Source organism: Rhodoplanes sp. SY1, from assembly GCF_046000175.1.
Classification (GTDB): domain Bacteria; phylum Pseudomonadota; class Alphaproteobacteria; order Rhizobiales; family Xanthobacteraceae; genus Rhodoplanes.
The window spans coordinates 17,620-43,047 of the sequence record NZ_JBEOMB010000018.1; the positions used below are offsets into that span (position 1 = coordinate 17,620).

General features: G+C 70.4%; 23 protein-coding genes and 1 tRNA gene. 9 read left to right on the top strand and 15 right to left on the bottom strand.

All coding sequences use genetic code 11. The features are described from left to right. Positions 1-74 precede the first annotated feature (74 nt). The 3 genes from ABTU92_RS06595 to ABTU92_RS06605 form a co-directional block, all read right to left on the bottom strand. Positions 75-2,084 carry an alpha-1,4-glucan--maltose-1-phosphate maltosyltransferase gene (locus tag ABTU92_RS06595; RefSeq protein WP_408088856.1) on the bottom strand — a complete coding sequence of 670 codons (2,010 nt, stop codon included), beginning with the start codon at positions 2,082-2,084 and terminating at the stop codon, positions 75-77. A gap of 328 nt (positions 2,085-2,412) precedes the next feature. Next, positions 2,413-3,621 carry an acetate/propionate family kinase gene (locus ABTU92_RS06600; protein WP_408088858.1) on the bottom strand — a complete coding sequence of 403 codons (1,209 nt, stop codon included), beginning with the start codon at positions 3,619-3,621 and terminating at the stop codon, positions 2,413-2,415. Positions 3,622-3,659: 38 nt separating this feature from the next. Next, complete coding sequence (locus ABTU92_RS06605) at positions 3,660-5,087, bottom strand: bifunctional enoyl-CoA hydratase/phosphate acetyltransferase (protein ID WP_408088860.1); 1,428 nt, start codon at positions 5,085-5,087, stop codon at positions 3,660-3,662. Between the two features lie 771 nt (positions 5,088-5,858). Here ABTU92_RS06605 and ABTU92_RS06610 point away from each other — a divergent pair. Both ABTU92_RS06610 and ABTU92_RS06615 read left to right on the top strand, forming a co-directional pair. Further along, positions 5,859-6,233 (top strand): hypothetical protein, encoded by a 375-nt coding sequence (locus tag ABTU92_RS06610; protein ID WP_408088862.1) that lies wholly within the window; start codon positions 5,859-5,861, stop codon positions 6,231-6,233. 83 nt (positions 6,234-6,316) lie between these two features. Further along, positions 6,317-6,862 carry a copper chaperone PCu(A)C gene (locus ABTU92_RS06615; RefSeq protein WP_408088864.1) on the top strand — a complete coding sequence of 182 codons (546 nt, stop codon included), beginning with the start codon at positions 6,317-6,319 and terminating at the stop codon, positions 6,860-6,862. Positions 6,863-7,196: 334 nt separating this feature from the next. On the opposite strand, the gene ABTU92_RS06620 is transcribed toward ABTU92_RS06615, so the two are convergent. Continuing rightward, positions 7,197-7,595 (bottom strand): rhodanese-like domain-containing protein, encoded by a 399-nt coding sequence (locus ABTU92_RS06620; protein ID WP_408088866.1) that lies wholly within the window; start codon positions 7,593-7,595, stop codon positions 7,197-7,199. A 107-nt stretch (positions 7,596-7,702) separates the two neighbouring features. On the opposite strand from ABTU92_RS06620, the gene ABTU92_RS06625 reads away from it, so the two are divergent. Further along, positions 7,703-8,407, top strand: a complete 705-nt coding sequence (locus tag ABTU92_RS06625; protein WP_408088868.1) for a DUF599 domain-containing protein — start codon at positions 7,703-7,705, stop codon at positions 8,405-8,407. A 7-nt stretch (positions 8,408-8,414) separates the two neighbouring features. Here the strand turns inward: ABTU92_RS06625 and ABTU92_RS06630 are convergent, their stop codons facing one another. The 9 genes from ABTU92_RS06630 to ABTU92_RS06670 all read right to left on the bottom strand — a co-directional run bounded on the left by ABTU92_RS06630 (position 8,415) and on the right by ABTU92_RS06670 (position 17,732). Continuing rightward, the gene (locus ABTU92_RS06630) at positions 8,415-9,251 is read right to left on the bottom strand and encodes a YdcF family protein (protein ID WP_408088870.1); all 837 of its coding nucleotides are present in this window, start codon (positions 9,249-9,251) and stop codon (positions 8,415-8,417) included. 62 nt (positions 9,252-9,313) lie between these two features. Beyond that, positions 9,314-10,042 (bottom strand): ribonuclease activity regulator RraA, encoded by a 729-nt coding sequence (locus ABTU92_RS06635; RefSeq protein ID WP_408088872.1) that lies wholly within the window; start codon positions 10,040-10,042, stop codon positions 9,314-9,316. 109 nt (positions 10,043-10,151) lie between these two features. After that, positions 10,152-10,718, bottom strand: coding sequence for a VUT family protein (locus ABTU92_RS06640; RefSeq protein WP_408088874.1), 567 nt, complete (start codon positions 10,716-10,718; stop codon positions 10,152-10,154). Beyond that, entirely contained in the window at positions 10,712-11,425 is a 714-nt protein-coding gene (gene queC / locus ABTU92_RS06645) for a 7-cyano-7-deazaguanine synthase QueC (protein WP_408088876.1), read from the bottom strand. The genes ABTU92_RS06640 and queC overlap by 7 nt, the downstream gene beginning before the upstream one ends. A 369-nt stretch (positions 11,426-11,794) precedes the next feature. Next, positions 11,795-12,613, bottom strand: coding sequence for an aldo/keto reductase (locus tag ABTU92_RS06650; protein WP_408088878.1), 819 nt, complete (start codon positions 12,611-12,613; stop codon positions 11,795-11,797). Between the two features lie 74 nt (positions 12,614-12,687). Further along, complete coding sequence (locus tag ABTU92_RS06655) at positions 12,688-13,509, bottom strand: aldo/keto reductase (RefSeq protein WP_408088880.1); 822 nt, start codon at positions 13,507-13,509, stop codon at positions 12,688-12,690. 158 nt (positions 13,510-13,667) lie between these two features. Next, positions 13,668-15,947: a putative bifunctional diguanylate cyclase/phosphodiesterase gene (locus ABTU92_RS06660; RefSeq protein WP_408088882.1), complete on the bottom strand. Its 2,280-nt coding sequence runs from the start codon at positions 15,945-15,947 to the stop codon at positions 13,668-13,670. Between the two features lie 115 nt (positions 15,948-16,062). Then, positions 16,063-17,469 carry a magnesium transporter gene (mgtE, locus tag ABTU92_RS06665; protein WP_408088884.1) on the bottom strand — a complete coding sequence of 469 codons (1,407 nt, stop codon included), beginning with the start codon at positions 17,467-17,469 and terminating at the stop codon, positions 16,063-16,065. Positions 17,470-17,477: 8 nt separating this feature from the next. After that, complete coding sequence (locus tag ABTU92_RS06670) at positions 17,478-17,732, bottom strand: hypothetical protein (RefSeq protein ID WP_408088886.1); 255 nt, start codon at positions 17,730-17,732, stop codon at positions 17,478-17,480. Between the two features lie 78 nt (positions 17,733-17,810). On the opposite strand from ABTU92_RS06670, the gene ABTU92_RS06675 reads away from it, so the two are divergent. From ABTU92_RS06675 to ABTU92_RS06690, 4 genes are all read left to right on the top strand, one after another. Next, positions 17,811-18,524: a polysaccharide deacetylase family protein gene (locus ABTU92_RS06675; RefSeq protein ID WP_408088888.1), complete on the top strand. Its 714-nt coding sequence runs from the start codon at positions 17,811-17,813 to the stop codon at positions 18,522-18,524. A 129-nt stretch (positions 18,525-18,653) separates the two neighbouring features. After that, complete coding sequence (locus tag ABTU92_RS06680) at positions 18,654-20,135, top strand: polysaccharide deacetylase family protein (protein WP_408088890.1); 1,482 nt, start codon at positions 18,654-18,656, stop codon at positions 20,133-20,135. Positions 20,136-20,573: 438 nt separating this feature from the next. After that, positions 20,574-21,284, top strand: a complete 711-nt coding sequence (locus tag ABTU92_RS06685; RefSeq protein ID WP_408088892.1) for a hypothetical protein — start codon at positions 20,574-20,576, stop codon at positions 21,282-21,284. 229 nt (positions 21,285-21,513) lie between these two features. Further along, a tRNA-Leu gene (locus ABTU92_RS06690) sits at positions 21,514-21,598 on the top strand. A 357-nt stretch (positions 21,599-21,955) separates the two neighbouring features. Here ABTU92_RS06690 and ABTU92_RS06695 read toward each other — a convergent pair. After that, on the bottom strand, positions 21,956-22,198 hold the full coding sequence (locus tag ABTU92_RS06695) for a FliM/FliN family flagellar motor switch protein (protein ID WP_111355802.1): 243 nt from the start codon (positions 22,196-22,198) through the stop codon (positions 21,956-21,958). Positions 22,199-22,610: 412 nt separating this feature from the next. On the opposite strand from ABTU92_RS06695, the gene ABTU92_RS06700 reads away from it, so the two are divergent. Both ABTU92_RS06700 and ABTU92_RS06705 read left to right on the top strand, forming a co-directional pair. Beyond that, on the top strand, positions 22,611-22,781 hold the full coding sequence (locus tag ABTU92_RS06700; RefSeq protein WP_408088894.1) for a hypothetical protein: 171 nt from the start codon (positions 22,611-22,613) through the stop codon (positions 22,779-22,781). A 428-nt stretch (positions 22,782-23,209) separates the two neighbouring features. Then, positions 23,210-23,989: an IclR family transcriptional regulator gene (locus tag ABTU92_RS06705; protein WP_408088896.1), complete on the top strand. Its 780-nt coding sequence runs from the start codon at positions 23,210-23,212 to the stop codon at positions 23,987-23,989. Between the two features lie 124 nt (positions 23,990-24,113). On the opposite strand, the gene ABTU92_RS06710 is transcribed toward ABTU92_RS06705, so the two are convergent. Next, a complete protein-coding gene (locus ABTU92_RS06710) occupies positions 24,114-25,367 on the bottom strand; it encodes an MFS transporter (RefSeq protein WP_408088898.1) in 1,254 nt (417 codons plus the stop codon). Positions 25,368-25,428 lie beyond the last annotated feature (61 nt).

Below are 25,428 nucleotides of genomic sequence, written 5' to 3' on the forward strand. Positions count from 1 at the left end.
AAAACACGGAGCTGGCCGCTGGATTCCGGGTTCGCACCTTCGGTGCGCCCCGGAATGACTGAAGACCTCCCGGTTCAGGCGACGCAGCGCAGCAGCACGGCCGGGTCCTGATCGGGGTCGATGGAAAGCCGCACCCCGCCCCATTCGACCAGTCGCCACTCGCCGGTGACGAGGTTCTCGACCGCCCGCACCGGCCGGCGCGATCCCTCCGGGCCGATCCGCATGTCGCCGAAATGCAGCCACACGTCGTGCCGCCCGGGCGCGACCGCGATCGCGGCGGCCACCACGTTGTCGCGCGCCACCGACTCCTTGACGAAGCCGAGCACGGTCGGGCTGTCGACCTGGACGAAGCCGAAATTGGAGGTCTGCTGCAGGGCCGGATTGGCGCGTCGGATGGCGTTGAGCTGGGTGATGTAGCCCTTGATGTTGCCCGGCGCGTTCCAGTCGCGCACCCGGATCTCGTACTTCTCGGAGTCGAGATACTCCTCCTTGCCCGGCACCGGCACGTGCTCGAGCAGCTCGAAGCCGTTGTAGACGCCGTAATTGCCGGCGAGCGTCGCGGCGAGCGCGACCCGCGACTTGAACATCCACGGCTCGCCGCCCTGGAGGTGGACGGGCAGGATGTCGGGCGTGTTGACGAAGAAGTTCGGCCGGTAGAACTCGCGCTCCGGGTGGCGGGTGAGCTCGGCCATGTAGGCGGACAGCTCGTCCTTGCCGGTCCGCCAGGTGAAATAGGTGTAGGACTGCGAGAAGCCGAGCTTGGCCAGCGCCTTCATCACCTTCGGCCGGGTGAAGGCCTCGGACAGGAAGATGGCGTCCGGGAAGCGGATCTGGACCTCGCGGATCATCCACTCCCAGAACGGGAACGGCTTGGTGTGCGGGTTGTCGACCCGGAAGATCCGCACGCCCTGCTCGGCCCAGAACAGCACGACGTCGCGCAGCGCCTGCCAGAGCGCCACCCGATCGGCGCAGTAGAAGTCGGGATTGGTGATGTCCTCGTACTTCTTGGGCGGGTTCTCGGCGTATTTCATCGAGCCGTCGGGCCGCCACTTGAACCACTCGGGATGCTGCTTGATCCACGGATGGTCGGGCGAGCACTGGGTCGCGAAGTCGAGGGCGATCTCGAGCCCGTGGCTCTTGGCGGCGGAGACCAGACGGCGGAAGTCCTGGAGGGTGCCGAGCTGCGGATGCACCGCGTCGTGGCCGCCCTCGGCGGCGCCGATCGCGTAAGGCGATCCCGGATCGCCGGGCTCGGCCTTGAGCGAGTTGTTCTTGCCCTTGCGGTTCTTGATGCCGATCGGATGGATCGGCGGGAAGTAGAGGACGTCGAAGCCCATCGCCGACACGTCCGGCAGGCGGACGATGACGTCGTCGAAGGTGCCGTGGCGGTTCGGGTCGGGCGTCTGGCTGCGCGGGAACACCTCGTACCAAGCGCTGCAGCGGGCGCGCGGCCGCTCGATCATCATCGGGAAGGCCTGGCTCCAGGTCAGGTCCGGCCGCGCCTCGACGGCCGCCATGGCGGCCGCCAGATCCTCGGCGAGCAAGGGTCGCGCCCCGCCGGCCGTGCCGAACATGTTGAGCGCCGCCTGCAGGCGTCCGGCCATGTCGCCGGCGCGCGGCAGCGCCGCCGCGACCAGCTCGCGGCCTTCCTTCAGCTCCAGAGTGACGTCCTGCCCGGCCTTCTGCTTGGCGAGCGTGTCGCGCCGCCAGGTCGCGAAGCCGGCCGTCCAGGCCTCGACGACGAACACGTGGCGGCCGATCTCGATCGGCACGAAGGTGCCGTGCCAGCGATCGTTCTCGACCGGCACCAGCGGCGCGGTCCGCCAGCCGCGCTCGCCCTCGCGCCGCCAGCGCAGGGCCGCCGCCGTCACCTCGTGGCCGTCGCGGAAGAGATCGACCCACACGTCGACCGGCTCGCCGACGATGCGCTTCACCGGGTACCGCCCGGCGTCGACGGTGGGGTAGACGTCCTCGATGACGAAGCGCCGCTGATAGGCTTCGGCCTCGAGCGGCGCGCTCTCCGCCGTGGCGGGCAGATGCGACTCGTACGTCACGGTCGAGCGGGGCGTGCGCGGGAAATTCATCTTCGACCTTATGAGAGATCAGAGTTCGTTATGAGCGGCCCGCCGATCGCTCGCAGCGCCGCGCCGAGGAAACGCGCAGGCGCCCGGCAATCCTCGCCGGGAGACGGCTCCAGCCCACAATGTTGCCTTTTCGGCCCGGCGGCAAGGCCGTATCGCACTGCGACAAAGGTTGCGGTGCACCCGACCGGAGACGCGACGATCCGTCGATCGACAGCGCGACGCACCGGATAAAAAAACGCCCGCGACGGCAGCCGTCGCGGGCGTCGTTGCTTCGATGGTCGCACGCGCCGAGGCGCGAGCGCCGGGTCCGGGCGGACCCGGCTCCGGATCAGGCGGAGGCGAGCGCGGCCGGCGAGCTGGCGAGGCCGGCCACCCGCACGGTGTGCTGGGCGATCATCGCCTCCTCGTCGGTCTGCATGACGTAGACCTTCACGGGCGAGCCGGCCGTCGAGATCACCTCGGCGCCGGCCTCGTTGGCGGCCCGGTCGATGACCAGGCCCGCCCACTCCATGCCGTCCAGCACGGCGCCGCGGACGAACTTCGAGTTCGCCCCGATGCCGCCCGTGAACACGATCGCGTCGGCGCCGCCCGTGATGGCCATCAGGCTGCCGAGCTCGCGGCGGATGCGGTTGACGAAGTAGGCGAGCGCCTGCTTGGCCGACGGCGCGTCGGAGGCCTCGAGGTCGCGCATGTCGCTCGACACGCCCGACATGCCCTTGAGGCCCGACTTCTTGTTGAGCAGGTCGGAGATCTGCGCCGCCGACATCTCCTTCTGCTGCATCAGGTAGAGCAGCACGCCGGGATCGATCTGGCCGCAGCGGGTGCCCATCAGCAGGCCGTCGAGCGGCGAGAAGCCCATGGTCGAGCCGACGCCCTTGCCGTCCTGGATGGCGCACATCGAGGCGCCGTTGCCGAGATGCAGCACGACGAGCCGACGCAGCGCCGTCGGGTCGCGATCCATCAGCCGGCTGGTGATGTACTCGTAGGACAGGCCGTGGAAGCCGTAGCGACGCACGCCCTCCTCGTAATACTCGGGCGGCAGGCCGTAGGCGTCGTTGACGAACGGCTGGGTGCGATGGAAGGCGGTGTCGAAGCAGCCGACCTGGGGAATGCCCGGGAAGGCGCGCCCCGCCGCCGCGATGCCGGCGAGATTGTGCGGCTGGTGCAGCGGCGCCAGCGGCGCGAAGGTCTTCAGCACCTCGAAGGCGGCGTCGTCGATCAGCATCGGGGCCGAGTAGACCGGACCGCCGTGGACGACGCGGTGGCCGATCGCGGCGATCTTGGCGTCGGGGAAGCGCTCGCCGAGCCAGCCGATGATGATCTTCAGCGCGTCGTCGTGGTTCTTCGGCGTATCGGCGCCGGTCAGGGTCCGCTTGGTCTTCTGACCGTCGACCTTGGCTTCGAACTCCGGCGTGACGCCGATCCCTTCCACCTGGCCGATCGCGACCATGCGGGGCCATTCGCCGCCGTCCAGCACGAACAGCGCGAACTTGATCGAGGACGACCCCGCATTGAGGGTGATGATGTGGTCGCTCATGTCTGCGATTCCGTTTCTTCTTCGTTGCGCGCCGCGATCTACTCGGCCGCGACCTTGGCGGTGTCGGCGCCCGGCACCGGAACCGCACGACCGGTGCGGCGCCGGTACTCGTAGAGCTGGGCGAGCGCGGCGGAGACCAGACGGGCGCGATCGTTGTCGGCGCGGCTGGTCAGCATCACCGGCGCCGCGGCGCCGACGACGAGGCCGGCGGCCTCGGCCCGCGCCACGAAGGTGAGCTCCTTGGCGAGCATGTTGCCCGCCTCGAGGTTCGGCACGATCAGCACGTCGGCGCGGCCGGCGACCAGCGACGTGATGCCCTTGGTGCGGGCCGCCGCGACGTCCATGGCGTTGTCCATGGCGAGCGGGCCGTCGACGAGGCCGCCCTTGATCTGGCCGCGCTCGGCCATCTTGGAGAGCGCCGCCGCGTCGAGCGTCGAGGGGATGCTCGGGTTGACGGTCTCGACCGCCGACAGCACGCCGACGCGCGGCGTCTCGATGCCGCAGGCGATGGCGAGGTCGATGGCGCTCTGGGTGATGTCCACCTTGGTGATCAGATCCGGCGCGATGTTGATCGCCGCGTCGGAGATGAACAGGAGGTGATCCATGGTCGGCACGTCCATGACGAAGACGTGACTGATGCGGCGCCCGGAGCGCAGGCCGCCGTCCTTCTTGACCACCTGGCCGAGCAGCTCGTCGGTGTGCAGGTTGCCCTTCATCACCGAAGCCGCCTCGCCGCGGCGCACGAGCTCGACGGCCTTGGCCGACGCCTCGACGCCGTTCTGCGCGTCGATCAGCTTGTAGGGCGTGATGTCGAGACCGCCCGCCTCGGCCGCCTTCTGGATGGCGGCGCGCGAGCCGATCAGGATCGGCTCGATCAGGCCTTCGCGCGCGGCCAGCACGGCGCCGCCGAGCGAGTTGTGATCGTCCGGGCAGACCACGGCGGTCGCCATCGGGCCGAGGCTCTTGGCGCGCTGGATCAGCGGCGTGAACTGGTCGCACTCGTCGAGGATCAGGGTCGGCAGCTCCCGCGCCGCGACCGTCATGCGCTCGGTCGGCACGTCCACGAGGGCGCGGCCTTCCGCCACCACGGTGCCGTCGAGCTTCTCGATCCGGGTCTCGAACACGGCGACGGGCGCGGCCTGCTTCTCGACGCAGCGGACGCTCGCCCGCACCTTGTCGCCGACCTTCACGCGACTCACCGCACGCAGATCCTGCGAGCGATAGAGCGTGCCCGGCCCCGGCAGCAGATTGCCGAGCACGGCCGAGATCAGCGAGCCCGCCCACATGAACGGCGCCGTGACGGCGCGGTTCTCGGCCGAGGCCTGATCCGGGACCACGGCCGGGTTGGTGTTGCCCGAGACGTGAGCGAACAAGTAAAGGTCCTGCACCGAGCAGACCCGCTCGATGCTCGCGGTGTCGCCGACCTTGAGCTCGGCGAATGTCGTGTTCTTGATCACGTCTGCCATCGTCGTATCCATCTGCGGTGGTGCATCGAGGCGTGGTGCGCCGAGCACACCGACCGCTTCTCCGTCAGGGGTCGTCTTGTCAGGGGTCCGGAGCAAGTCCTGTTCCAGAAGCGCGGCGGCAGGAAAGACATCCCGACCCGGCGAGGGTCAATCGAATTCGGCGGGTGGCTGGGTGAGCGTTGGCGCATGGCCTCCGATGAGCGCGAGACGTCGCGAGTATCATGCACGTAACGCGAAGCACGCGATCCGAAACCGGACGGTCCGAAGCGGGACGAACCGCGGGTTTCACTCTACGAACGAACTTATAAGAAACACATAAACGGTCGAAGACACGACGGAAAAACCACGTACGCACGAGCCGCGCGACGCCGGGCGAGACGCCCCGGACACATCGTCGCGGTCGCCCGCGACGCGACCGCCGCGGCGATCACGACGACAGCCTGAACGTGATCAGGGACGCTCCGTCGATCCGAAAAGATACTGTTCGGAGTATTCCGTATGCGGTCCGACCGGATCGCGCGGCGTCGCCGAGCCGGACCATGCGATACCACCGCTCCCGGACGGATTCGGCCGCGGCGGCCTTCGTTTGGGCCGGGGCGCGCAATCTTCTGCGCCGCCGCTGCGCAAGCGGCTGCGCAGGCCGCCTCGCGCCTGTGCGGGCCGGCTGTCGCGGTCGGGGCCGGCGTGGTATCAAGGCGCGTGACGAGACGACGCCCCCACGCCGCGCCACCGACCGCCCCGCCCCCGTCATGGCCGCGGGCCGTGTCTCGCGTGGTCGTCACCGCCGCCCTGCTTCTCCAGATCCTGCTGCCCGGCCTCGCGTCGCCGCGCTCCGGGGACGGCACGCCGCGGGACGTCGCCTGGTGGTCGTCGGCCGCCGGCGTCGCCGGCCTTCTCTGCATCGGACAGCCGGGCGCCGACCGCGGCGTCCCGGGGACGCCGGACCTCCCGGCCGACGGCCGGACCGACGCCGCGCACGGCTGCTGCGTCCTTTGCACGACGCCCGGGGTCGCGACCGTCGTGGTCCCGGTGGTCGGTCCTGCCGCGGCCTGGCACCGGATCGCCGCCGAGATACCGCGCCGCTTCGCCGTGGCGATCGTGCCCGAGCGCAGCCCGATCCGCCCGCGCGCGCCGCCGGTGGTCTGAGCCCCTTCGACCACCCTTTCCCAACTCCCTGTTTCGGCCGTCCGGCGCCCGCATGGCGCGACGGCCCTGTTCGGAGACGATCGATGATCCGCACGCTTTCGTTCGCCGCTTTCGCCGCTGCCCTGGTCGGCGCTGTCGTCGCCCTGCCGCTCGCCGCCGCGGCGCAGACGCCGGCGACCACCGAGATCAAGGCCGGCGCCCTGAAGATCGAGATGCCGTGGACCCGGGCCACCCCGGGCGGCGCCAAGGTCGCGGGCGGCTACATGACCATCACCAACACCGGGACGGCGCCCGACCGCCTGGTCGGCGGCAGCCTGCCGCAGGCCGGCCGCTTCGAGGTCCACGAGATGAAGACCGAGAACGGCATCATGACCATGCGGCCGATCACGGGCGGCCTGGAGATCAAGCCGGGCGAGACCGTCAAGCTGATGCCCGGCGGCTATCACGTGATGTTCATGGAGCTGAAGGAGCCGCTCAAGGAGGGCGAGACGCTCCCCGGCGAGCTGCGCTTCGAGAAGGCCGGCACGGTCGCGGTCACCTACAAGGTGCAGGCGATCGGCGCGACGACGCCAGGCGGCATGGCACCGGCGGGCGGTTCGGCCGGCGGCGGCCACCAGCACGGGCACTGAGGCGGCCGGCGCTCCCCCTCCCACGCGCTCACTCGGTCACTGGACCGAGGTGTGGCCCCCCGGGCTGCGGCACCCGCAGTCACCTCTCCCCAGCGGGGAGAGGTCGGGGCTCGCGCGACGGCGCGGGCTCCGGGTGAGGGGGAGCCGCCCTCTCGATGATCCAACTGGCGTCGGCTCCCCTCACCCCACCCCTCTCCCCGCCGGGGAGAGGGAGCCACGCCATCATCGGCGCATCATCGGAGGCTCCTCGGCACCACGTCGACGGGGCCGCCCCCTGCACGGTGAAACCTGCGCCCAAGCCGGTCCGCGAAGGAAGAGGGCAAAAGCAGCCCGCCTACACCTTGAGCTCGATCGGGCCGCCGGCCTTCCTCCAGGCGCCGAAGCCGCCGCCGACATGGGCGACCGGGGCGAGGCCCATGCGCTTCGCCGTCAGGGTGGAGAGCGCCGAGCGAGCGCCGGCCGCGCAGAAGAACACGAACTTCGCGTCGGCGGCGAAGATCGGCTTGTGGTAGGGGCTTGCCGGATCGATCCAGAACTCCAGCATGCCGCGCGGACAATGGAACGCGCCGGGCACGCGGCCGTCGCGATCGAGCTCGCGGATGTCGCGCAGGTCGACGAAGACGATGCCGGGGTCGCCGTGCAGGGCGATCGCCTGGTCGACCGGGAGGGTCTCGATCTCGCGCTCCGCCTCGGCTACCAGATCGGCGACGTGCTTCGTGATGGTCTGCGTCATGACTTTCTCCTGGGCGTCGGCACCGGAGCGGCACCGACGAAACGGAACTTCGGGGGCGAAGCGGGCGGGCATTGTGGCGACCGCGCGTGGATTGGCAATCGGGGGGAATGGCGATGCTCGGATGGTTCGATCCGCTCGATCTCGTGGCGATCTCGGTCTTCGTCCTCGCCTGGGCGAGCTACGCCGTCACGATGGAGTGGACCCGGCTCGGCCGCGGCGGCCTCAACTCCCGCATGGACGAGGAGCGCGCCGTATGGATGCGCCGGATGCTGCGGCGCGAGTCGCGCATCGTCGACACCCAGATCATGGCGGCCCTGCAGAACGGCGCCGCCTTCTTCGCCTCGACCTCGCTGCTCGCCATCGGCGGCGCGCTCACCGTGGTGCGCTCGACCGACCAGGTGGCGTCGATCCTCTCCACCCTGCCCGTCTCGATGCCGAGCGCCCGCGAGTTGTGGGAGGTGAAGTCGGTCGGCCTCACCGTGATCTTCGTCTACACGTTCTACAAGTTCGCCTGGTCGTACCGGCTGTTCAACTATGTCGCCATCATGCTGGGGGCGACGCCGCCGGCGTCCGAGCAGGGCAGCGAGGAGGCCGAGCGCCACGTCCGCCGCACCACCCGGCTGTTCCGCTCCGCCGCCATGCACTTCAACCGCGGCCAGCGGGCGCTGTTCTTCGCGCTCGCCTATCTGGGCTGGTTCATCGGCCCGTGGGTGCTGATCGCCTCGACCGCGGCGGTCGTGTTTGTGGTCTGGCACCGCCAGTTCGCCTCGGATTCGCTGCGCGCGTTGCGCGACGACGATCCGCCGAGCTGACGCCCGGTCACGGCCGGCAGTCGTCCGCCCGGCCGAGGTCGCAGGCGGGTCGCGGCCCCGGGAACAGCTCCGACGACCTGCCTGTGAGCCAGTAGACGAGCAGGCCGACCCATTCGCGCACCGCCGTGTCGGTACGGCGTAGCCCGTCGCCGAGTGTCGGGAACGGGCGCAGCGCGTCGGCCGGCCCGACCGTGCGCCAATCGACCGGGTACGGCTCCACCGCGAAGCCGGCCTGCCGGAACACGCCGATCGAGCGCGGCACGTGGTAGGCCGAGGTGACGAGCAGCCAGCGCTCGCCCGGCTTCGGCTGCGCGATCGCCTTCGTGAACACGGCGTTCTCGACCGTGTTGCGCGACCGGTCCTCGGGCGCCAGCCGGTCGACCGGCAGGCCGAGATCGCGCAGCAGGCGAAGCGCCGAATCGGATTCGTTGCCGCCGCCGAACACGAAGCTCGCGTCGCCGCCCGAATGGATCACCCGCGCCTCCGGGTGCCGGAGCGCCAGCGCGGCAGCGGCCGTCATTCGCTCGGCCGCCTCGTTGAGCACGACCGCGTCGCGCGCCGCCGCGACGTCCGGCGTGGTGGCCCCGCCCAGAATCACGATGCCGGCGATCGGCCGCCCGTCGTCGCGGAAGGGCGGGAACCGCTCCTCCAGCGGCACCATCAGGGCGTTGCCGAGCGGCGACCAGCCGAAAATGGCGAGCAGGACGAGGCTCGCCACTACGAGACCCCGCCCGAGCCGCGCGAAGCGCGTCACCATCAGGACGAGGCCGAGAAGGCCCAGCACCATGACGGCGTTGGACGGCAGCGCGAAGAAGCCGAGCAGTTTGGAGACCGGAAAGAACATCGACAGCGCTCCCTGCCCGCGCTGCCCGGCGGCGCCCTCGGCACCGCCGGCTCGGCTGCGCTTCAGCTCCGGCTCTGCCGCCAGGCGGCGTAGCGGGCCTTGGCCTCGTCGTTGGGCGGATAGAGGCCGGGCAGCGCCACGCCGCGCTCCACCTCGGTGAACACCCACGACTCGTAGAGCTCGTGCTCGGCGCCCTCGTGGGCGACGTACTCGACCAGGTCCTTGGGGATCACCACGGCGCCGTCGTCGTCGACCACGATCACGTCGTCCGGGAAGATCGCGACGCCGCCGCAGCCGATCGGCTCCTGCCAGTTGACGAAGGTGAGCCCGTTGACCGAGGCCGGCGCGGCGACGCCGGCGCACCACACCGGCAGGCCGCTCGCCAGCACGCCGGTCAAGTCGCGCATGACGCCGTCGGTGACCAGCGCCGTGACATTCCGCTTCTTCATCCGGGCGCACAGGATGTCGCCGAAGATGCCGGCCGAGGTGATGCCCATGGCGTCGGCGACGACGATGCAGCTCTCCGGCATCGCCTCGATGGCGCCGCGGGTCGAGATCGGCTTCGACCAGCTCTCCGGCGTCGCCAGATCCTCGCGGGCCGGCACGAAGCGCAGCGTGAAGGCAGGGCCGACCAGGCGCTCGCCGCCGCCGACCAGCGGCTTCGGCCCAGCCATCCAGCAGCGGCGAATGCCCTTCTTGAGCAGCATGGTGGTGACGGTGGCGGTCGTCACCTTCTTCAGGATGTCGTAGAGCGCCGCGAACATTGGGGTTTCCACCTTCTTGGGGGTCATTCCGGGGCGCCGCGCAGCGGCGACCCCGGAATCCAGACACGAACACCGAGCCCGCCGCTGGATTCCGGGTTCGCGCCTCCGGCGCGCCCCGGAATGACGGCCGAGAGACTCACGCCGCCATCAGCCCCAGGCGCTCGTCGCGCCGGCGCAGCCACAGCATGAACGGGATCGACAAGAGCACCATCCAGGCCTTGCCGACCACCTGGCCGGCCAAGAAGTCGAGCGACCCGAAGGCGAGCCACAGGAACAGGAGCGAGTCGACGACGAGGCCGACCAGGCCGGAGGCGAGCACGGCCGTCACCATGCGGCGGCGCGCCAGCGGCGTGTAGACGGCGAGATCCGCCATCTCGGAGACCAGGAAGGCGGCCGCCGAGGCGATCACCAGAGCCGGCGGCGCCAGGAAGGCCGACAGCAGCGCCCCGACCAGCACGGCGACGGCCGCCACCAGCACGCCGAGCCGGCGCTGGACGAGGTCGCGCAGCACCAGGGCGACGCCGACCATCAGCACGCCGGAGGGCGCCGAAAGACCCGGCAGCACCGGCACCAGGCACGGCCCGCGCGGCACGCAGGTCGTGCCCGCATGCTGGATCAGCCAGTTGGCGGCCGGAATCGTGAGGGCGAAAAGGACAAGGAAAACGAGCCCTTCCGAGCGTCGGCGAAGATCGGGGGTCAACATCGGCGAGCAGACATCCATTGCGAGAAGCCCGCGGCCCGCAGCCGGCAGGCCGGGCACGTGCCACAGCCATAGCCCCAGGGGTGACGGACCGAGCGGTCGCCCACATAGCAGGTGTGGGTCTCTTCGAGAAGCAGGTCGACGAACGGCACCCCGCCGAGCTCCTCCGCGAGCGCGAAGGTCTGCGCCTTGTCGATCCACATCAGCGGCGTGTGGATGACGAAGCGGCGCTGCGTGCCGAGGTTGAGGGCGACCTGCATGGCCTTGATGGTGTCGTCGCGGCAGTCCGGGTATCCCGAGTAATCGGTCTCGCACATGCCGGCGACGAGGTGGCGGGCGCCGCGCCGATAGGCGAGCGCCCCCGCGAAGGTAAGGAAGACGAGGTTGCGGCCGGGCACGAAGGTGGTCGGCAGGCCGTCCTCGGCGACCTCGATCGCCACGTCGCGGGTCAGCGCCGTCTCGGACACGGCGCCGAGCGCGTCGAGCGGGATCAGGTGGTCGGGACCGAGCCGTTCGCCCCAGGCGGGGTCGAGGGCCGCCATCTGCATGCGGATGCGCGGCCGCACCTGCAGCTCGACGGCGTGGCGCTGGCCATAGGCGAAGCCGACCGTCTCGACGCGCGAAAAGCGCGCCAGCGCCCAGGCGAGACAGACGGTCGAATCCTGGCCGCCGGAGAACAGCACCAGGGCGGTCTCGTTCTGCAGGCTCATCACATCACACGACCATCATCATCGCCGCGTGCTCGCGCACAAGGCCTGTCCCCTCATGGCGAGGAGCGCCCGAAGGGCGCGTCTCGAACCATGCGGCCCCACCCGTCGCTCCCCGATGGGCGCGCGTCACGTCCGAAATCGGGGCTCCCCGATGCTGGTCGGGGGGCCGTCCTCGCCCTTCGAGACGGCCGCTGCGCGGCCTCCTCAGGGTGAGGACGGAGAACGGGATCGCGATCGCGCGCGGGCCGCGGCGAACTGTTCGTCACGAGTGGCCGTGGATCGACCTCGCCGGCCGGCTTGTCAACCGGCGCGGCACGCAGGCCCCTATCCCGGTGAACGCGACTCCCGGTGAAAGCGACGCCGGCCGCCTCAGTCCCACTTCGGCGCGCCGCTCCAGGTGACGATGCGGCCGTTCGGGCGGGCGAGGCCACGGATCGCGGCCATCTCGTCCTCGGAGAGGACGAAGTCGAACACGGCGAGGTTCTCGGTGAGGAGATCGAGCCGCGCGGCGCGCGGGATCGGGATGCCGCCCGCCTGCATGATGTAGCGCAGGCTCACCTGGGCCGGGCTCTTGCCGTGCGCCGCCGCGATCTCGCGCATCACCTGCTCGGAGAACACGGCGCCGCGCGCCATCGGGCTGAACGCCGTGACGGCCATGCCGTGCCGTCGGCAGGCCTCCACCACCTTGGTCTGGTCGAGATGCGGGTGCCATTCGATCTGGTTGACGGCGAGCGGCTCGCTCGCGTGCTTCACGGCCTCGTCGAGCAGCGCGACCGGAAAGTTCGACACGCCGATGTTCCGCGCGAAGCCGACCTGCTTCATCTTGCACAGCGCCCCGATCGTCTCGGAGAGGGGGATGCGCGGGTTCGGCCAGTGGATCAGCAGGAGGTCCACCTCGGAGAGCCTCAGCCGCGCGAGGCTCCCCTTGGCGGCGCGCTCGAGCTCGCGCGGCGCCAGGTGATCGGGCCAGATCTTCGTCGTGACGAAGACGTCGGCGCGCTTGAGGCCGGAGCCGCGGATGCCCTCTCCGACCTCGCGCTCGTTCTCGTAGACCTCGGCCGTGTCGATCAGCTTGTAGCCGGACCGCAAAGCCTGCTCGACCGTGCGGGCGCAGACCCGGCCCTTGAGCTCCCAGGTGCCGAGCCCGATCGCCGGGATGGTGGCGCCGTTGGCAGTGACGTACTCCATTCCGTCCTCTCCGGCGCCCCGTCCCACGGAGCGCCCCTGCAGAGATTATAACGGCGAGCGGTTAACGGATCGGATCACGTGTCCCACTTCGGCGCGTGAGGCGGGCTCACCAGCCGGCCGTTCGGCTTCCGCAGAGCGGCGATGTCGGCCATGTCCTGCGCCGAGAGATCGAAATCGAAGACCGCGAGGTTCTCGGCGAGGCGGTCGCGATTGGCGGTGCGCGGGATGGCGACGATACCCTGCTGGACGAGCCAGCGCAGCGCCACCTGCGAGGCGCTCTTGCCGTGGGCGGCGCCGATGCGCTGCAGCACCGGGTCGGACGGGACGCCGCCGCGGGCGAGCGGGCAGTAGGCCGTCACCGACAGGCCATGCGTGCGGCAGGTCTCGATCAGCCGGCGCTGGTCGATGTAGGGATGCACCTCGACCTGGTTGGTCACCAGCGGCACGGTGGCGAGCCGCACCGCCTCCTCCACCATGCCGACCGTGAAGTTGGCGATCCCGACGTGGCGGGCGCGCTTGTCCGTCGCGACCTTGCAGAGCGCGCCGATCATGTCGGCCATCGGCACGGCGGCGTTCGGCCAGTGGATCAGCAGGAGATCGACGAAGGCGAGATCGAGCTTCTTCAGGCTCTCCTCGAAGGTTCGCTCGAAGTCCCCCGGCGCCAGATTGGCGTGCCACACCTTGGTGGTGACGAAGACGTCGTCGCGGGCGAGGCCCGAGGCCTTCAGCCCCTGCCCCACCTCGGCCTCGTTGCCGTACATCTGCGCGGTGTCGAGATGCCGGTAACCGAGCCGGAGGGCGGCGTCGACGATCTCGACGCAGGTCTCCCCCTTCAGGGTCATGGTCCCGAGCCCGATCACCGGGATCCGGGCCCCGTTCGCCTCCACGGTCTGCATGCGTCGCTCCCCATGATGATCCGCCCGCGATCGTTTTCGAGGATCCGCACTGGCGTGCGGGTCGCGGGCATCGGCCGACGACGTCGGCCGGCAGACGAGCGTGTCCGGAACAGCACCGCGACGCAAGCGCCGCTCGCGAAGGGCAGCCCGGCTCCGGTTCAGGGATCGACGCCGTTGACGAGATCGTCGCCGTCGCCGAGGGCGGTGCCGGGCAGGACGAGACCGCGACCCATCATCTCGCGGAAGGCGGCGGCCGGCATCGGGCGGGCGAACAGGTAACCCTGCATCTCGTCGCAGCCGGCGAGCCGCAGCAGCAGGCGCTGCTCCTCGGTCTCGACGCCCTCGGCCAGGACGGAGAGCCCGAGCGCCCGGCCGAGCGCGACGATCGCCTGGAGGATCACGCCGCCATTGGCGGAGCGGCCGAGCGGCGCGACGAACTCCTTGTCGATCTTGAGCTTGTCGATCGGCAGCCGGCGCAGATAGCTGAGGCTCGAATAGCCGGAGCCGAAGTCGTCGAGGGCGATCTTGACACCGAGCGCCCGCAGCTCCTTCAGACGCTGCTTGGCGTCCTCCGGGTTGTCGATGAGGACGCCCTCGGTGATCTCCAGCACCACCCGCGACGGATCGATGCCGGAGTCGGCGAGCGCGCTCGCCACGGCCCGCACCAGGCCGCGGTCGCGCACCTGGATCGGCGACAGGTTGATGGCGATGAACAGCTCCGGCCAGTCGCGCGCGTCGGCGAGCGCGCGGCGCAGCACGAGCTCGCCGAGATCGATCATCAGGCCGGCCTGCTCGGCGACCGGCACGAAGACGCCGGGCGGGATGTTGCCGCGCACCGCGTGCTTCCAGCGCACCAGCGCCTCGGCGCCGACCATGCGCAGCCCGTCGCCGGCGACGATCGGCTGATAGGCGACGGTCAGTCCGTTCTCGGCGAGCGCGAGGCGCAGCTCCTGCTCGATGAAGCGGCGCTCGTTGATCTCGTCCTCGAGCCCGTGATGGAACGCCAGGATGCGGCCGCGGCCGGCCTTCTTGGCGGCGCGAGCCGCGAGGTCGGCGCGGCGGATCAGCTCGTGGGCGCTCTCGCCGTCGCGCGGCGCCAGCGCGAGCCCGACGCTCGCGGTGACGTTGATGGTCTGGTCGCGGATGTGGAACGGTGCGGCGAGGCGGCGCGCGCAGGCGTTCGCCGCGTCGATCGCCACGGCCCCGTTGCGGACCGCCATGACCACGGCGAACTCGTCGCCGTCGATGCGGCCGATCTCGGCCGCCTCGGGCAGCACGGCACGCAGCCGCTCGGACGCCTCGGCGATCAGCCGGTCGCCGATGTCGTGCCCCAGGACCTCGTTGATCTCCTTGAACGAGTCGAGGTCGAGGCAGACGAAGGCGATGCTCTCGTCGGCGCCCCGGTTCTTCAAGGCGCTGCCGAGCGCGGCGATGATCTTGCGCCGGTTCGGCATGCCGGTGAGCGGATCCTCCTGGGCGATGCGGCGCAGCTCGACCTCGATCTGCTCCAGCCCGCCCGCGGCGCGCCGGATCTGGACGAGCGACAGGCCGGCGAAGCCGAGGAAGGCGGCGCCGCCGAACACCGGCAGCAGCCACAGCCAGGCGGGATTTCCGGCGTCGTCCGGCATCTCCCAGCCGAACCAGCCGACGATGCGGCCGCGCGAATCGGTCTGCGAATGAAGCGGACCGGACGCCTGGCCCGGCTCGGTGTCGAAGCGCAGCCCGCGTACCCCCGCCATCGCCCCCATGGCGTCGACGATCGGTCCGCCGATCGGCGCGGCGAGCACGAGGGTCAGCTCGGCCGCGCCGGGCGACCCGGCGCCGACCGGCACGACGGCGACCACGGCAGGCTGCTGCTCGATCAGCAGGACCTCGGTCTGTACCGGCACGGCGCGGTCGATCAGCGCCGCGTCCGAGCGCAACACGTCGCGTGCCGATCCTTCGGCCGGCTTGAATGTCGCGATGTACGAAACGACGGGCTGGGGCACGTTCCGGACGCCCGCCGGATGTGCCGCCGCGAGCGAGCCGTCGCGGCGGACCAGATAGGCCCAACGGTGGCGAAGCTGCGGCAGTCCGCCCGGCGCGAGGTGCTGCTCGATGTCGACCGGGATGACGTCGGCCGCGCCGGTGGCGGAGATCGCCCGGGCGCGCTGCAGGGCGGCGTCGCCGAAGACGCTGCGGAACTCGCCGAACGTCCGGGAGACACTCGCCCGCGCCCGCTCGACCGCGGCGGAATCGTCCGGGCGGACGACGAGGTAGAGAACGGCGGCGACGGAGACGAGCCCGCAGGCGAGCGCGGCGGCGAGCGCCAGGACCGAGCCGGATACCGGTCGCGCGGCTCCGGCCCAGGCACGCGGGGTCGGCGCTCGCGGCACTTCGGCGGCGTGCTGGTCCGAATTCTTCGCTCTGCCTTCGCCGCTGCTGTCAGCGGGACCCATGAAGCCACCTTCGGCGGACTTTTCGTCCCGTTCGTAGCAGAATGGGAGTTAATACTTGGTCAGCAAAGGTCGAAAACCGGATTCGCACGGAACTTTTCGTCCGACCGCTCGACATTCACTTCAAACCGAACCACAGGCTCGCAATACCCAGGAAAGAGAAGAAGCCGACGACGTCGGTGATCGTCGTGACGAACACGCCGGAGGACACGGCGGGGTCGAGTCGGAACCTCTCGACCACCAGCGGAACCAGTATACCCCCGAGCGCGGCCGCGACCAGATTGCAGATCATCGCGAGCCCGATCACGACACCGAGATCGACGGTCCTGAACCAGGCCGCCGCGGCGACGCCGGTGATCACCGCGAAGGCGAGGCCGTTGACGACACCGACCAGCACCTCGCGCAGCACGATGCGGGCCGCGTTGCCGTCGTGCAGCTCGCGCGTGGCGAGCGCCCGTACGGCGACCGTCATGGTCTGGGTCGCGGCATTGCCGCCTTGGCTGGCGACGATCGGGGCGAGCACGGCGAGCGCCACCATCTTCTCCAGCTCGCCCTCGAAGAGGCCGAGCACCGAGGAGGCGAGGAACGCCGTCGCGAGATTGACCAGCAGCCAGTTGAAGCGGCCGCGGGCGATCGTCCACACCGAATCGGACAGCTCCTCGTCGCCGCCGACGCCGCCGAGCGCCTTGATGTCCTTCTCGGCCTCCTCCTCGATCACGTCGACGACGTCGTCGACCGTGACGACGCCGACGAGACGGTCGCCGTCGTCGACCACCGGGGCGGCGATCAGGTTGTAGCGCTCGAACAGCCGAGCCACCTCCTCGAGATCGTCGGTGGCGTGGACGCGGCGACGGCCGGCGTCCATCAGCTCGGCGACCGGCGTCGGCCGGCGGGTGCGCAGCAGCGTGTCGAGCGCGACGGCGCCGAGCAGCTTGTAGTCGGCGTCGACGACATGGATCTCGAAGAAGCGCTCCGGCAGCTCCTCGTTGTCGCGCAGGAAGTCGATCGTGTGGCCGACCGTCCAAGACGGCGGCACCGCCACGTACTCGGACTGCATGCGGCGTCCGGCGGAGTTCTCCGGGTACTGCAGGCTGCGCTCGAGCGCGCGGCGGTCGAGCGAGGGGAGCTGCTCGAGGATCTCGTCCTGCTCGTCCTTCGGCAGGTCTTCCAGGATGTAGACGGCGTCGTCGGAATCGAGGTCGCGCACGCCCTCGGCGACCGCCTCGGGCGCGAGCTCCTCGAGGATCTCCTCGCGGACCGCGTCGTCGACCTCGACCAGCGCCGTGAAGTCGAAGTCGGCGCCCAGCAGCGCGATCAGGCGCGGCCGCAGGTCGGGATCGAGCGCCTCGATCAGGTCGCCGACATCGGCCTCGTGCAGGTCGCCGACGAGATGCCGCAGCGCATCGGCGTCTTCCGCCTCGATCGCCGACGTCACCCGCGCCACGAAGCCGGCCTCGATCGCGCCGTCCTCGTCGCGCAGCACGACGTCTCCCGCCTCGGTGCTCGTCTCGGGCTGGTTCGGCATCTCGATTCTCACGATCGGGACGGGCGCTCGGCCACGCGCCCCGGTCCGGCTTTTACGCGGGCGTTTCCGAGGTGGCAAATCACCTGCGACGGCACGATGACGGCCCCGAACGACTGCCCCGTCCTCGCCACATCCGCGTGGCACGCCCTGTCCAGGCTGCGGACGATCCGCATCCCGAGAGTGCGGATCCTGCGGATGATTCGGCCCGGCCCGATGGTCACGACGACGGTCGCGACGAGGCGCGTGACGACGAGGCGCGTCACGACGATGCTCGTGACGGCGATGCTCGTGACCGCATTCGCGGCGCTGCTCGCCGCGCCCGCGGCGAAGGCCGAGACGGCGTGCCGGGCCGCAGCGACGCGCTCGGCACCGCGCGCGTCCTCACCGTCGACCCGGCCGCCACGCCGCGAGTCGGCCGCAAGCATTTCGCCGGCACGCTGCCGCTCGCCGACATGGAGGTGGTGCTCACCTTCGACGACGGGCCGCGCCCCGGCCGCACCGACCGGGTGCTCGACACGCTGGCGCGCGAATGCGTGCGGGCGAGCTTCTTCGTGCTCGGCAAGCACGCCCTCGCCCACCCGGCCCTCTTGCGCCGGATCGCCGCCGAGGGCCACACGGTCGCGCATCACACCTTCGCGCATCCGCTGCTCGACCGGATGTCGACGACGGCGGCCGAGCGCGAGATCGATCACGGCATCGCCGCCGTGGAGACGGCCCTGCACGGCCGCCCGAGCGAGCGGCCGACGGTGCCGTTCTTCCGCTTCCCCGGCTTCGCCTCGACGCCCGCCCTGCTCGATCGGCTGCACCAGCGCGGCATCGTCGTGTTCGGTGCGGATCTCTGGGCGAGCGACTGGACCGACATGGCGCCGGGCCAGCAGCTCGACCTGGTGCTCGCCCGCCTGGAGGCCTCCCGGGGCGGCATCCTGCTCTTCCACGATCCGCGGCTGCAGACCGTCCAGATGCTGCCGGCTTTTCTCAGGGCTCTGAAATCACGCGGCTTTCGGGTCGTCCACGTGGCCCCGCCGCCGCTCCGCACGGCCACCGCCCGGCGTTGATGCGGCGAGGGCACACGGCCACGATTTCATCATCTGTACACGATATTTTACCCTTTTCCCGGTTACCAATCGCGCGAGACTATGGAAAAAAGTGTTGGCATTCCGAGTGATCGGGGGAAGGGGCAGGTCATGCGCCGGTCGTGCGCGAGTGGTCCGTCGTTGATCGCATCGTCGGTTGTGCTGTCGCTGCTGCTCGCTGCGGCCGCCACACCTTCGCGCGCCGCCGACACGCCGCCTCCGCCGGCGCCGTCCGCCTGTCCGGGCAATCCGAACGCGCTCGGCACCAGCCGCACCCTGGTGGTCGACCCGATGGAGCACGCCCGCGTCGGCGTGATGCAGTATCGCGAGACGCTGCCGCTGGAGCCCAAGGAGGTGGTGATCACCTTCGACGACGGGCCGATCCCGCCCTACTCCAACCGGGTTCTCGACATCCTGGCGTCGGAATGCGTGAAGGTGACGTATTTCCTGGTCGGCAAGATGGCGCATGCCTATCCGAGCATCGTGCGCCGGATGCAGGCCGAGGGGCACACGATCGGCACCCACAGCAACAGCCATCCCCTCACCTTCCACAAGATGCCGATCGCCCAGGCCGAGGCGGAGATCGAGGGCGGCATCGCCAACACGGCGGCGGCGCTCGGCGACCGCGCCGCGGTGGCGCCGTTCTTCCGCATCCCGGGCCTCCTGCGCCGCGACGAGGTGGAGCGCCTGCTCGTCTCGCGCGGCCTGATGACCTGGAGCGCCGACTATCCGGCCGACGACTGGAAGCACATCCCGGGCGACGAGGTGATGAAGCGGGCGCTCGAGCGCATCGAGGCGCGCGGCCGTGGCATGCTGCTCCTGCACGACATCCAGCCGGCCACCGTGCTGGCCCTGCCCGGCCTGCTGCGGACCCTCAAGGCGCGCGGCTACAAGATCGTCCACGTGGTCCCGGCGAGTCCCGACCTGCCGAAGACCGCCACCTTGCCCGAGCAGTGGATGGGCCGTCGCGGCGCGGGCGGCGGCGGCAACGGCGGCAACGGCGGCAACGGCGGCTCCTGGCCGACGCCCGCCTTCACCATCGAGACGCTGCTCGCCGACCCGATCCTGCCGACCTACGACCCGAGGAGCGTCGGGTTCATCGACGCGCTCGGCCCGGCGCCGGTGCTGGCGCGCTCGCGGATGCGCAGCTTCCGGGCCCCCGCTCACGCGGTGCCGCTGCCGCCCGAGCCGGTGTGGCCGCGCCACTTCGACGACGCGGCGGCGAGCCGCGCCGCGTCCCAGCCGGTCGCCCTGCCGGTCCCGAGCATGGGGAGCTTCGGCCACGACCAGGACTTCGCCCCGGCGAGCCCGGTGCTCGGCACGGCCGGCCATGCGGCCCTGCTGCCGCCCGTCCCGGTGTTCGGCCCCGGCGAGGCGCGGCCGCTCGGCTCGCGGCTGGCCGCCTTGAAGCCGCCGGCCGGTGCGCGTGCCCCGTCGGCGCATGCACCGGCGACGACGCCGGTGTCGCTCACTCCCGTGCCGCCGCCGACCACGGCAGCGCCGCCCCTGCCCGCGCCGGAGCCGACCGGCGCCGCCCCGCGCGGCCTGCTCGGCCGCTGGCCGTTCTCGACCTCGGCTATGCCGCGGCTCTGAGCGCCGTACGCTGATCGCTTCGATCCGAGCCGGGCGGCCATCCGCCCGGCTCGTGCTTTTTTGGTCGGCCAGCCCGATACGACCATGCCGACCCGGACCGTGATTCTTCGACTTCAGCGGTGCTTATCGCGGCATTCTTCGTCGCTCATGGAAACATTTGTTAACCGCACGTGATCGCGATTCGCGGAATGGTCAGATTCTCGTCAAGAAACGACCGCCTCATGGGGCAGTAATCCGCGCCGATCGACGCTCGTCATCTGACGAAGACGATCGGTCGTCCCGCCGATGCGGACCGCGCTCCTGCGATCTGCATTCAAGAACAACGTTCGACTTGGCGCCGTCCGACCCCAACGGGTCCGGAGTCCGGCCGATCCGTCCCATTGTCCCCTGCGGACCGGGACGGCTGCGGCTGGCGGCGGCCATCATCGAGGCCCCTCCATGAAGAAGCTTCATCACGTCGCGCTCCTCGCCGCCCTGGTCGTCGCCGTGCCGGCGGTCGCGACGGCGCGGCCCGCCAAGGCGCGCAGCTCCCATGCGGCCCATGTCCTCACCCATCATGTCCTCACCCATCACGGGCACGCCCATCACGCCCGTTCCAGCCGCGCCCATCGGCACCGCGTCGACGCGCGCAAGGTGCGCCGCGGGTGGCAGCGTGCCCGGGCGCTGCGCGCCTATGCCTACGCTCCCGCCCTCGCCCCGAACGGCTGGACCGGCGCGAGCGCCGGCGTCGCCGGAGGCCCGACCCCGTCCGTGACCGTTCGCCCGGCCGACGGCGCGCGCACGCCGCGGCTGGGCGGCCTCGTCGCGCCGCTCGCCGAAAAGGTCGCCGCCATCTCGGCCGCCTGCGGGGCCCGGGTGATCAGCGCGGTTCGCCACACCCGGGTCGCCGGCACCGGCCGACTGTCGCTGCACGCCTCCGGGCGGGCCGTCGACATGCGCGGCAATCCGGGCTGCATCTACGGCATGCTGCAGGGGTGGAGCGGCGGCTACACGACCGACTACGGCCGCGTCCACCACGTCCACATCAGCTGGGGCGGCAGCGAGCACGGCCTGCGCTTCGCCCATGGCGGCGGCCGCCGCCATCACGCCCATCATCGCCACGGCCGCCGCGCCCATTGGGCGAGCCGCGCCGGCGGCCGGCGGAGCTGACGGCGCACGCCGGGCGACATCGGTGCGCCGTCGAATCGTCCGGCCGGGCGCGGCCGGACGATTCGACCCGCCGTCGGATTCGGCCCCCCCCCCCACGGGTCCGCAACGCGGCCCTGAAATCCCGTTTTTCGGGCCTTCGGCGGCCTTGTCGCGGCATCATCGATTTGTTACACCCTCGCCGTCGCCTCGATGCCCGCGCCGTCACCGGCCGGCATCGATATTCCCTGATGCGGTCGTGGCGGAACTGGTAGACGCGCTAGCTTGAGGTGCTAGTGGGGCGACCCGTGGAGGTTCGAGTCCTCTCGACCGCACCAGTCTTCGCGGCCGGCCTTCGGAGCCGGCTTCAACAATGCGAAGCAAGATCCTGGACAATCGATGCGGACGGCGCTGGCGGCTGCCGGAGGCCGACGGCGTTTTCGGCACGGAGCCTCCGGGGCGCCGACCGTGACCGCTCCCCTGCTTCGGCGCGGCCGTGAACGCGGCCGTGCCCGCGCGAAGCGCGAACGCGCCTGCTGATGCCGGTGCTAGTGCCAGCGTGCCCCGGCGCGGCGCTCGAGCCGGCACTCCGGATCGGTCGATGGATGATGGTCTGCTGCGGGTCGCAAGCGGCACCGAATCCCGGTGCCGGCGACATCCCGTCATACCGGGTGGCGGCGCGCTGCTGCGGCGGCCTATCTGTATTCGGGCGAGCGCGGCAGCATGCGGCGGACCTCGACCCCGATGCGGCTGCCCGAGACCACCACGGCGCCCTCGGCGACGGGATGGTTGTTGACGAGGATCTTGACGGAGTCGTTCTCCTTGCTGTCCAGCTCGATGATGGCGCCGCGGCCGAGCCGCAGCACCTGATGGACCGGCATCACGGTCGAGCCGAGCACCACCGCAATGTCGAGCGAAACAGTGTCGAGCGTGGCCACCGCGTCATTCCCCCAGCACGTTCTCCCCGGCCGAGAGAACATCACGGTTATGGTTAGGAAGTGCTTAACGAGGGCGCATCGACATCCTCGCGGGCGTTCCGGGATGCGGGCCGATCTCCTGTCCGCCGCCGCCGAGCGCCTCCCCGGCTTCGGCGACGCCCGCCGGCCCGACGCAGGTGTCCACCGAGATGCCGCTCCGACACCAGGTGCGCAAGTGCAGTCTCGTGATGCGACCGCACCGCGTGGTTCATGAGACCGGCGCGCCCCGGCGCGGCGCCGTGCAGAGCAGAGCTGCAGCGACCTGCCGCGCGCCGCACTGCCGACGGGTGCGCCGTGTTCGGAAACTGTTAACCGTCTCGCTCCACCTTGCGGATCAGGTTCCGTCCGCGAGGACGCCCGACGAGTGCAGAGCATGGACGAGCAGGATTCGAAGTTTCACGAGGCCGACGTCGAATTGCGGGTGCTGATCGACGACCTCAACAAGGTCGTGAGTCGAGTCCAGCAGGCGATCGCGAAAGTGACCCAGAAGTCCACGGAAGACGATGCCGCGGCCGCTGCGCCAGAGACGTCGGCGGCCGCCTAGCCGCTCGATCGCGAGCTTCTGTCCTGCCTCTCGAGCTCGCCGACGACGGGAAGCGCGACCTCCGTCGCAGCGAGCCGACGGACGGCCACGACGCGACGATCTCGCCGCGCTCCGCATGCACCTCGTGATTAGTCACGACGGATGTCGAGATCGTAGCGATCGTTCAGCATCAGCCCGTGCGACTGGCGCAGGCCCTTGCGCGTCGTGTCCGCGAGCCGGTCGATGACCCTGCATGGTCACCGGGCAGCTCCGACCTCCCGGTCGGGACGCTCACGGTCTACCCCCTCTCGGGGGCCGACCGGGCGAAGCCATTCCATCGACGCAGGCGTGCCCGGCGAGCGCACAAATTGCACGATCGTTATCTGTACCGTATTGTGAGCCGACTACTCCACCGGGAGAACGGTCGGAGCGTACAGGATTTTTCAGCGATGAAGACCCGCGAGGACGCTCCGAACGGCGAACGTGGGCCCGTTCAGGTCATCACCCGTGCGGCCGCCATTCTGCGCGCCCTGGAGGATCAGCCGGCCGGGTTGAGCCTCGGACAGATCGCGCAGCGGGTCGATCTCGCGCGCTCGACCGTGCAGCGCATCGTCGCCGCGCTCGAAGCCGAGAAGCTGCTGATCGCCGCCTCGCCGAACGGCCGGGTGCGGCTCGGGCCGACGCTGCTGCGGCTCGCCGCCTCGGTGCAGAGCGACTTCGTCTCGCTGTGCCGCCCCTATCTGCTCCGCCTGTCGAACGAGCTGCGCGAGACCGTCGACCTCGCCGCCGTCAGGCGCGACGGCATGGTGTTCATCGACCAGGTGGTCGGCTCGCAGCGGCTGCGCACCGTCTCGGCGGTCGGCGAGACGTTCCCGCTCTATTGCACGGCGAACGGCAAGGCCTATCTGGCCCAGCTCGGCAACGACGCGATCGAGCAGCTCATCGGCCGCTCCTACCCGGCCCGCACCCCGCACACGCTGACGAGCCTCGACAGCCTGGTGCAGGACCTGCGCCGCGTCCGCCGCACCGGGGTCGCCTTCGATCGCGAGGAGCACACGGTCGGCGTCTGCGCGGCCGGGGTGGTGCTGCGTGACACGCTCGGCAATTACGTTGCGATCTCGGTGCCGGTCCCGGCCCAGCGCTTCAAGGACCACGAGGCCGCAATCGCCGAGCGCCTGCTCGCGACCAAGCACGCGGTGGAGAGCCAGCTCGAGGCGGCGGCCGCCTGAGCGCGACCGCACCGCGACCTCGGGACCTCGCGTCCTCCGGGCATCAGGCAGCAAGGCTCACGGAAAGAAGGCCGCTCGTGAGCGGCCTTCTCGCTCTTGGTCGACGAGCCCGGGCGCCCTGCCCTCAGGCCTCGACCGCACGCTTTCGGGTATCGGGCAGCAGCAGCACCATCAGGCCGGCGAGCGCGAAGCTCGCGCCGCACAGCGAGATGCCGACCGCCAGGCTGTAATGCGCGGCGATCTGGCCGAGCAGGAACGGCGCGAAGGCCGAGATGCCCCGGCCGACGTCGAAGCAGAAGCCGGAGCCGAGGCTCCTGATCCGCAACGGATAGAGCTTGGCGAAGTAGGAGCCGAAGATTCCCGCATAGGAGAAGAACAGCGCCATCACCGGACCGAGCCAGAACAGCAGCTTCGTGCTCTCGGCGAAGGCGTAGATCGGAACCATCACGGTGGCGCCGATGAAGTTGAGGATCAGCGCGTTCTTGCCGCCGATCTTGTCGGCCAGGAACCCGAACAGCTGATAACCGAGGAACATGCCGACGTTCAGCATGACGATGAACATCGACATGTCGCCGATCGCCATGCCGCGCTCCTTCACCAGGAAGGTCGGCACCCAGGTGTTGACGCCCCAGTAGGCGATCAGCGCGAAGCTCGCCGACAGGGTGCCGACGATGGTGTAGCGCAGGACCTCGGGCGCGAAGATCTCGCCGATGCCGACCGAGGCCCTGGCGCCACCGCCGGCCTCGCGCTCCGCCTTGGCCTTCTTCCAGGTCTCCGATTCCGGCACGAAGAAATACGTGTAGGCGACCGCGACCAGCGCGACGGCGCCGCAGAAGAACAGCACCCGCCAGCCGTAACGCGGCAGGATGAAGCCGGCCAGCAGCGCCGCCGAGCCGAAGCCGATCGGCCAGGACGAGAACACGAAGGACGCGGCTCGCCCGCTCTGATGCGACGGCCAGGTCTCGCTGATATAGGCGGCGATGACGCCCCAGATGCCGCCGAGACCCAGGCCGGCGATGAAGCGCAGCACCATGATCGAGTAATAGCCCTGGGCGAGACCGATCGCCGCCGTGAACAGGCCGAAGATCGCGATGCCGACCATCAGGGCGGTCTTGCGACCGTAGTTGTCGGCGAACCAGCCCATGGCGACCGACGAGATGCCGACGCCGAGCAGAGTCGCCGTCCCGAGCAGGCCGGCGTCCGCCATGGTGATGTCGAGCTCCTTGATGATCAGGGGCAGCGACATCGCGAGGATCATGAAGTCCAGCGCATCGAACGCGTAGCTCATGAAGCCGCTGATCAGGACCCGCCATTTGACGGGAAGTCCACTGCTGGTGGCGCTGGTCGCCGGGGCCACCGTTCCGGTCTCGATCGTCATCGTGTTGCACTCCAGGTCGCGAGAACAGACCCGCGTGGTTCCGCGGCGATGGCGGCACGGG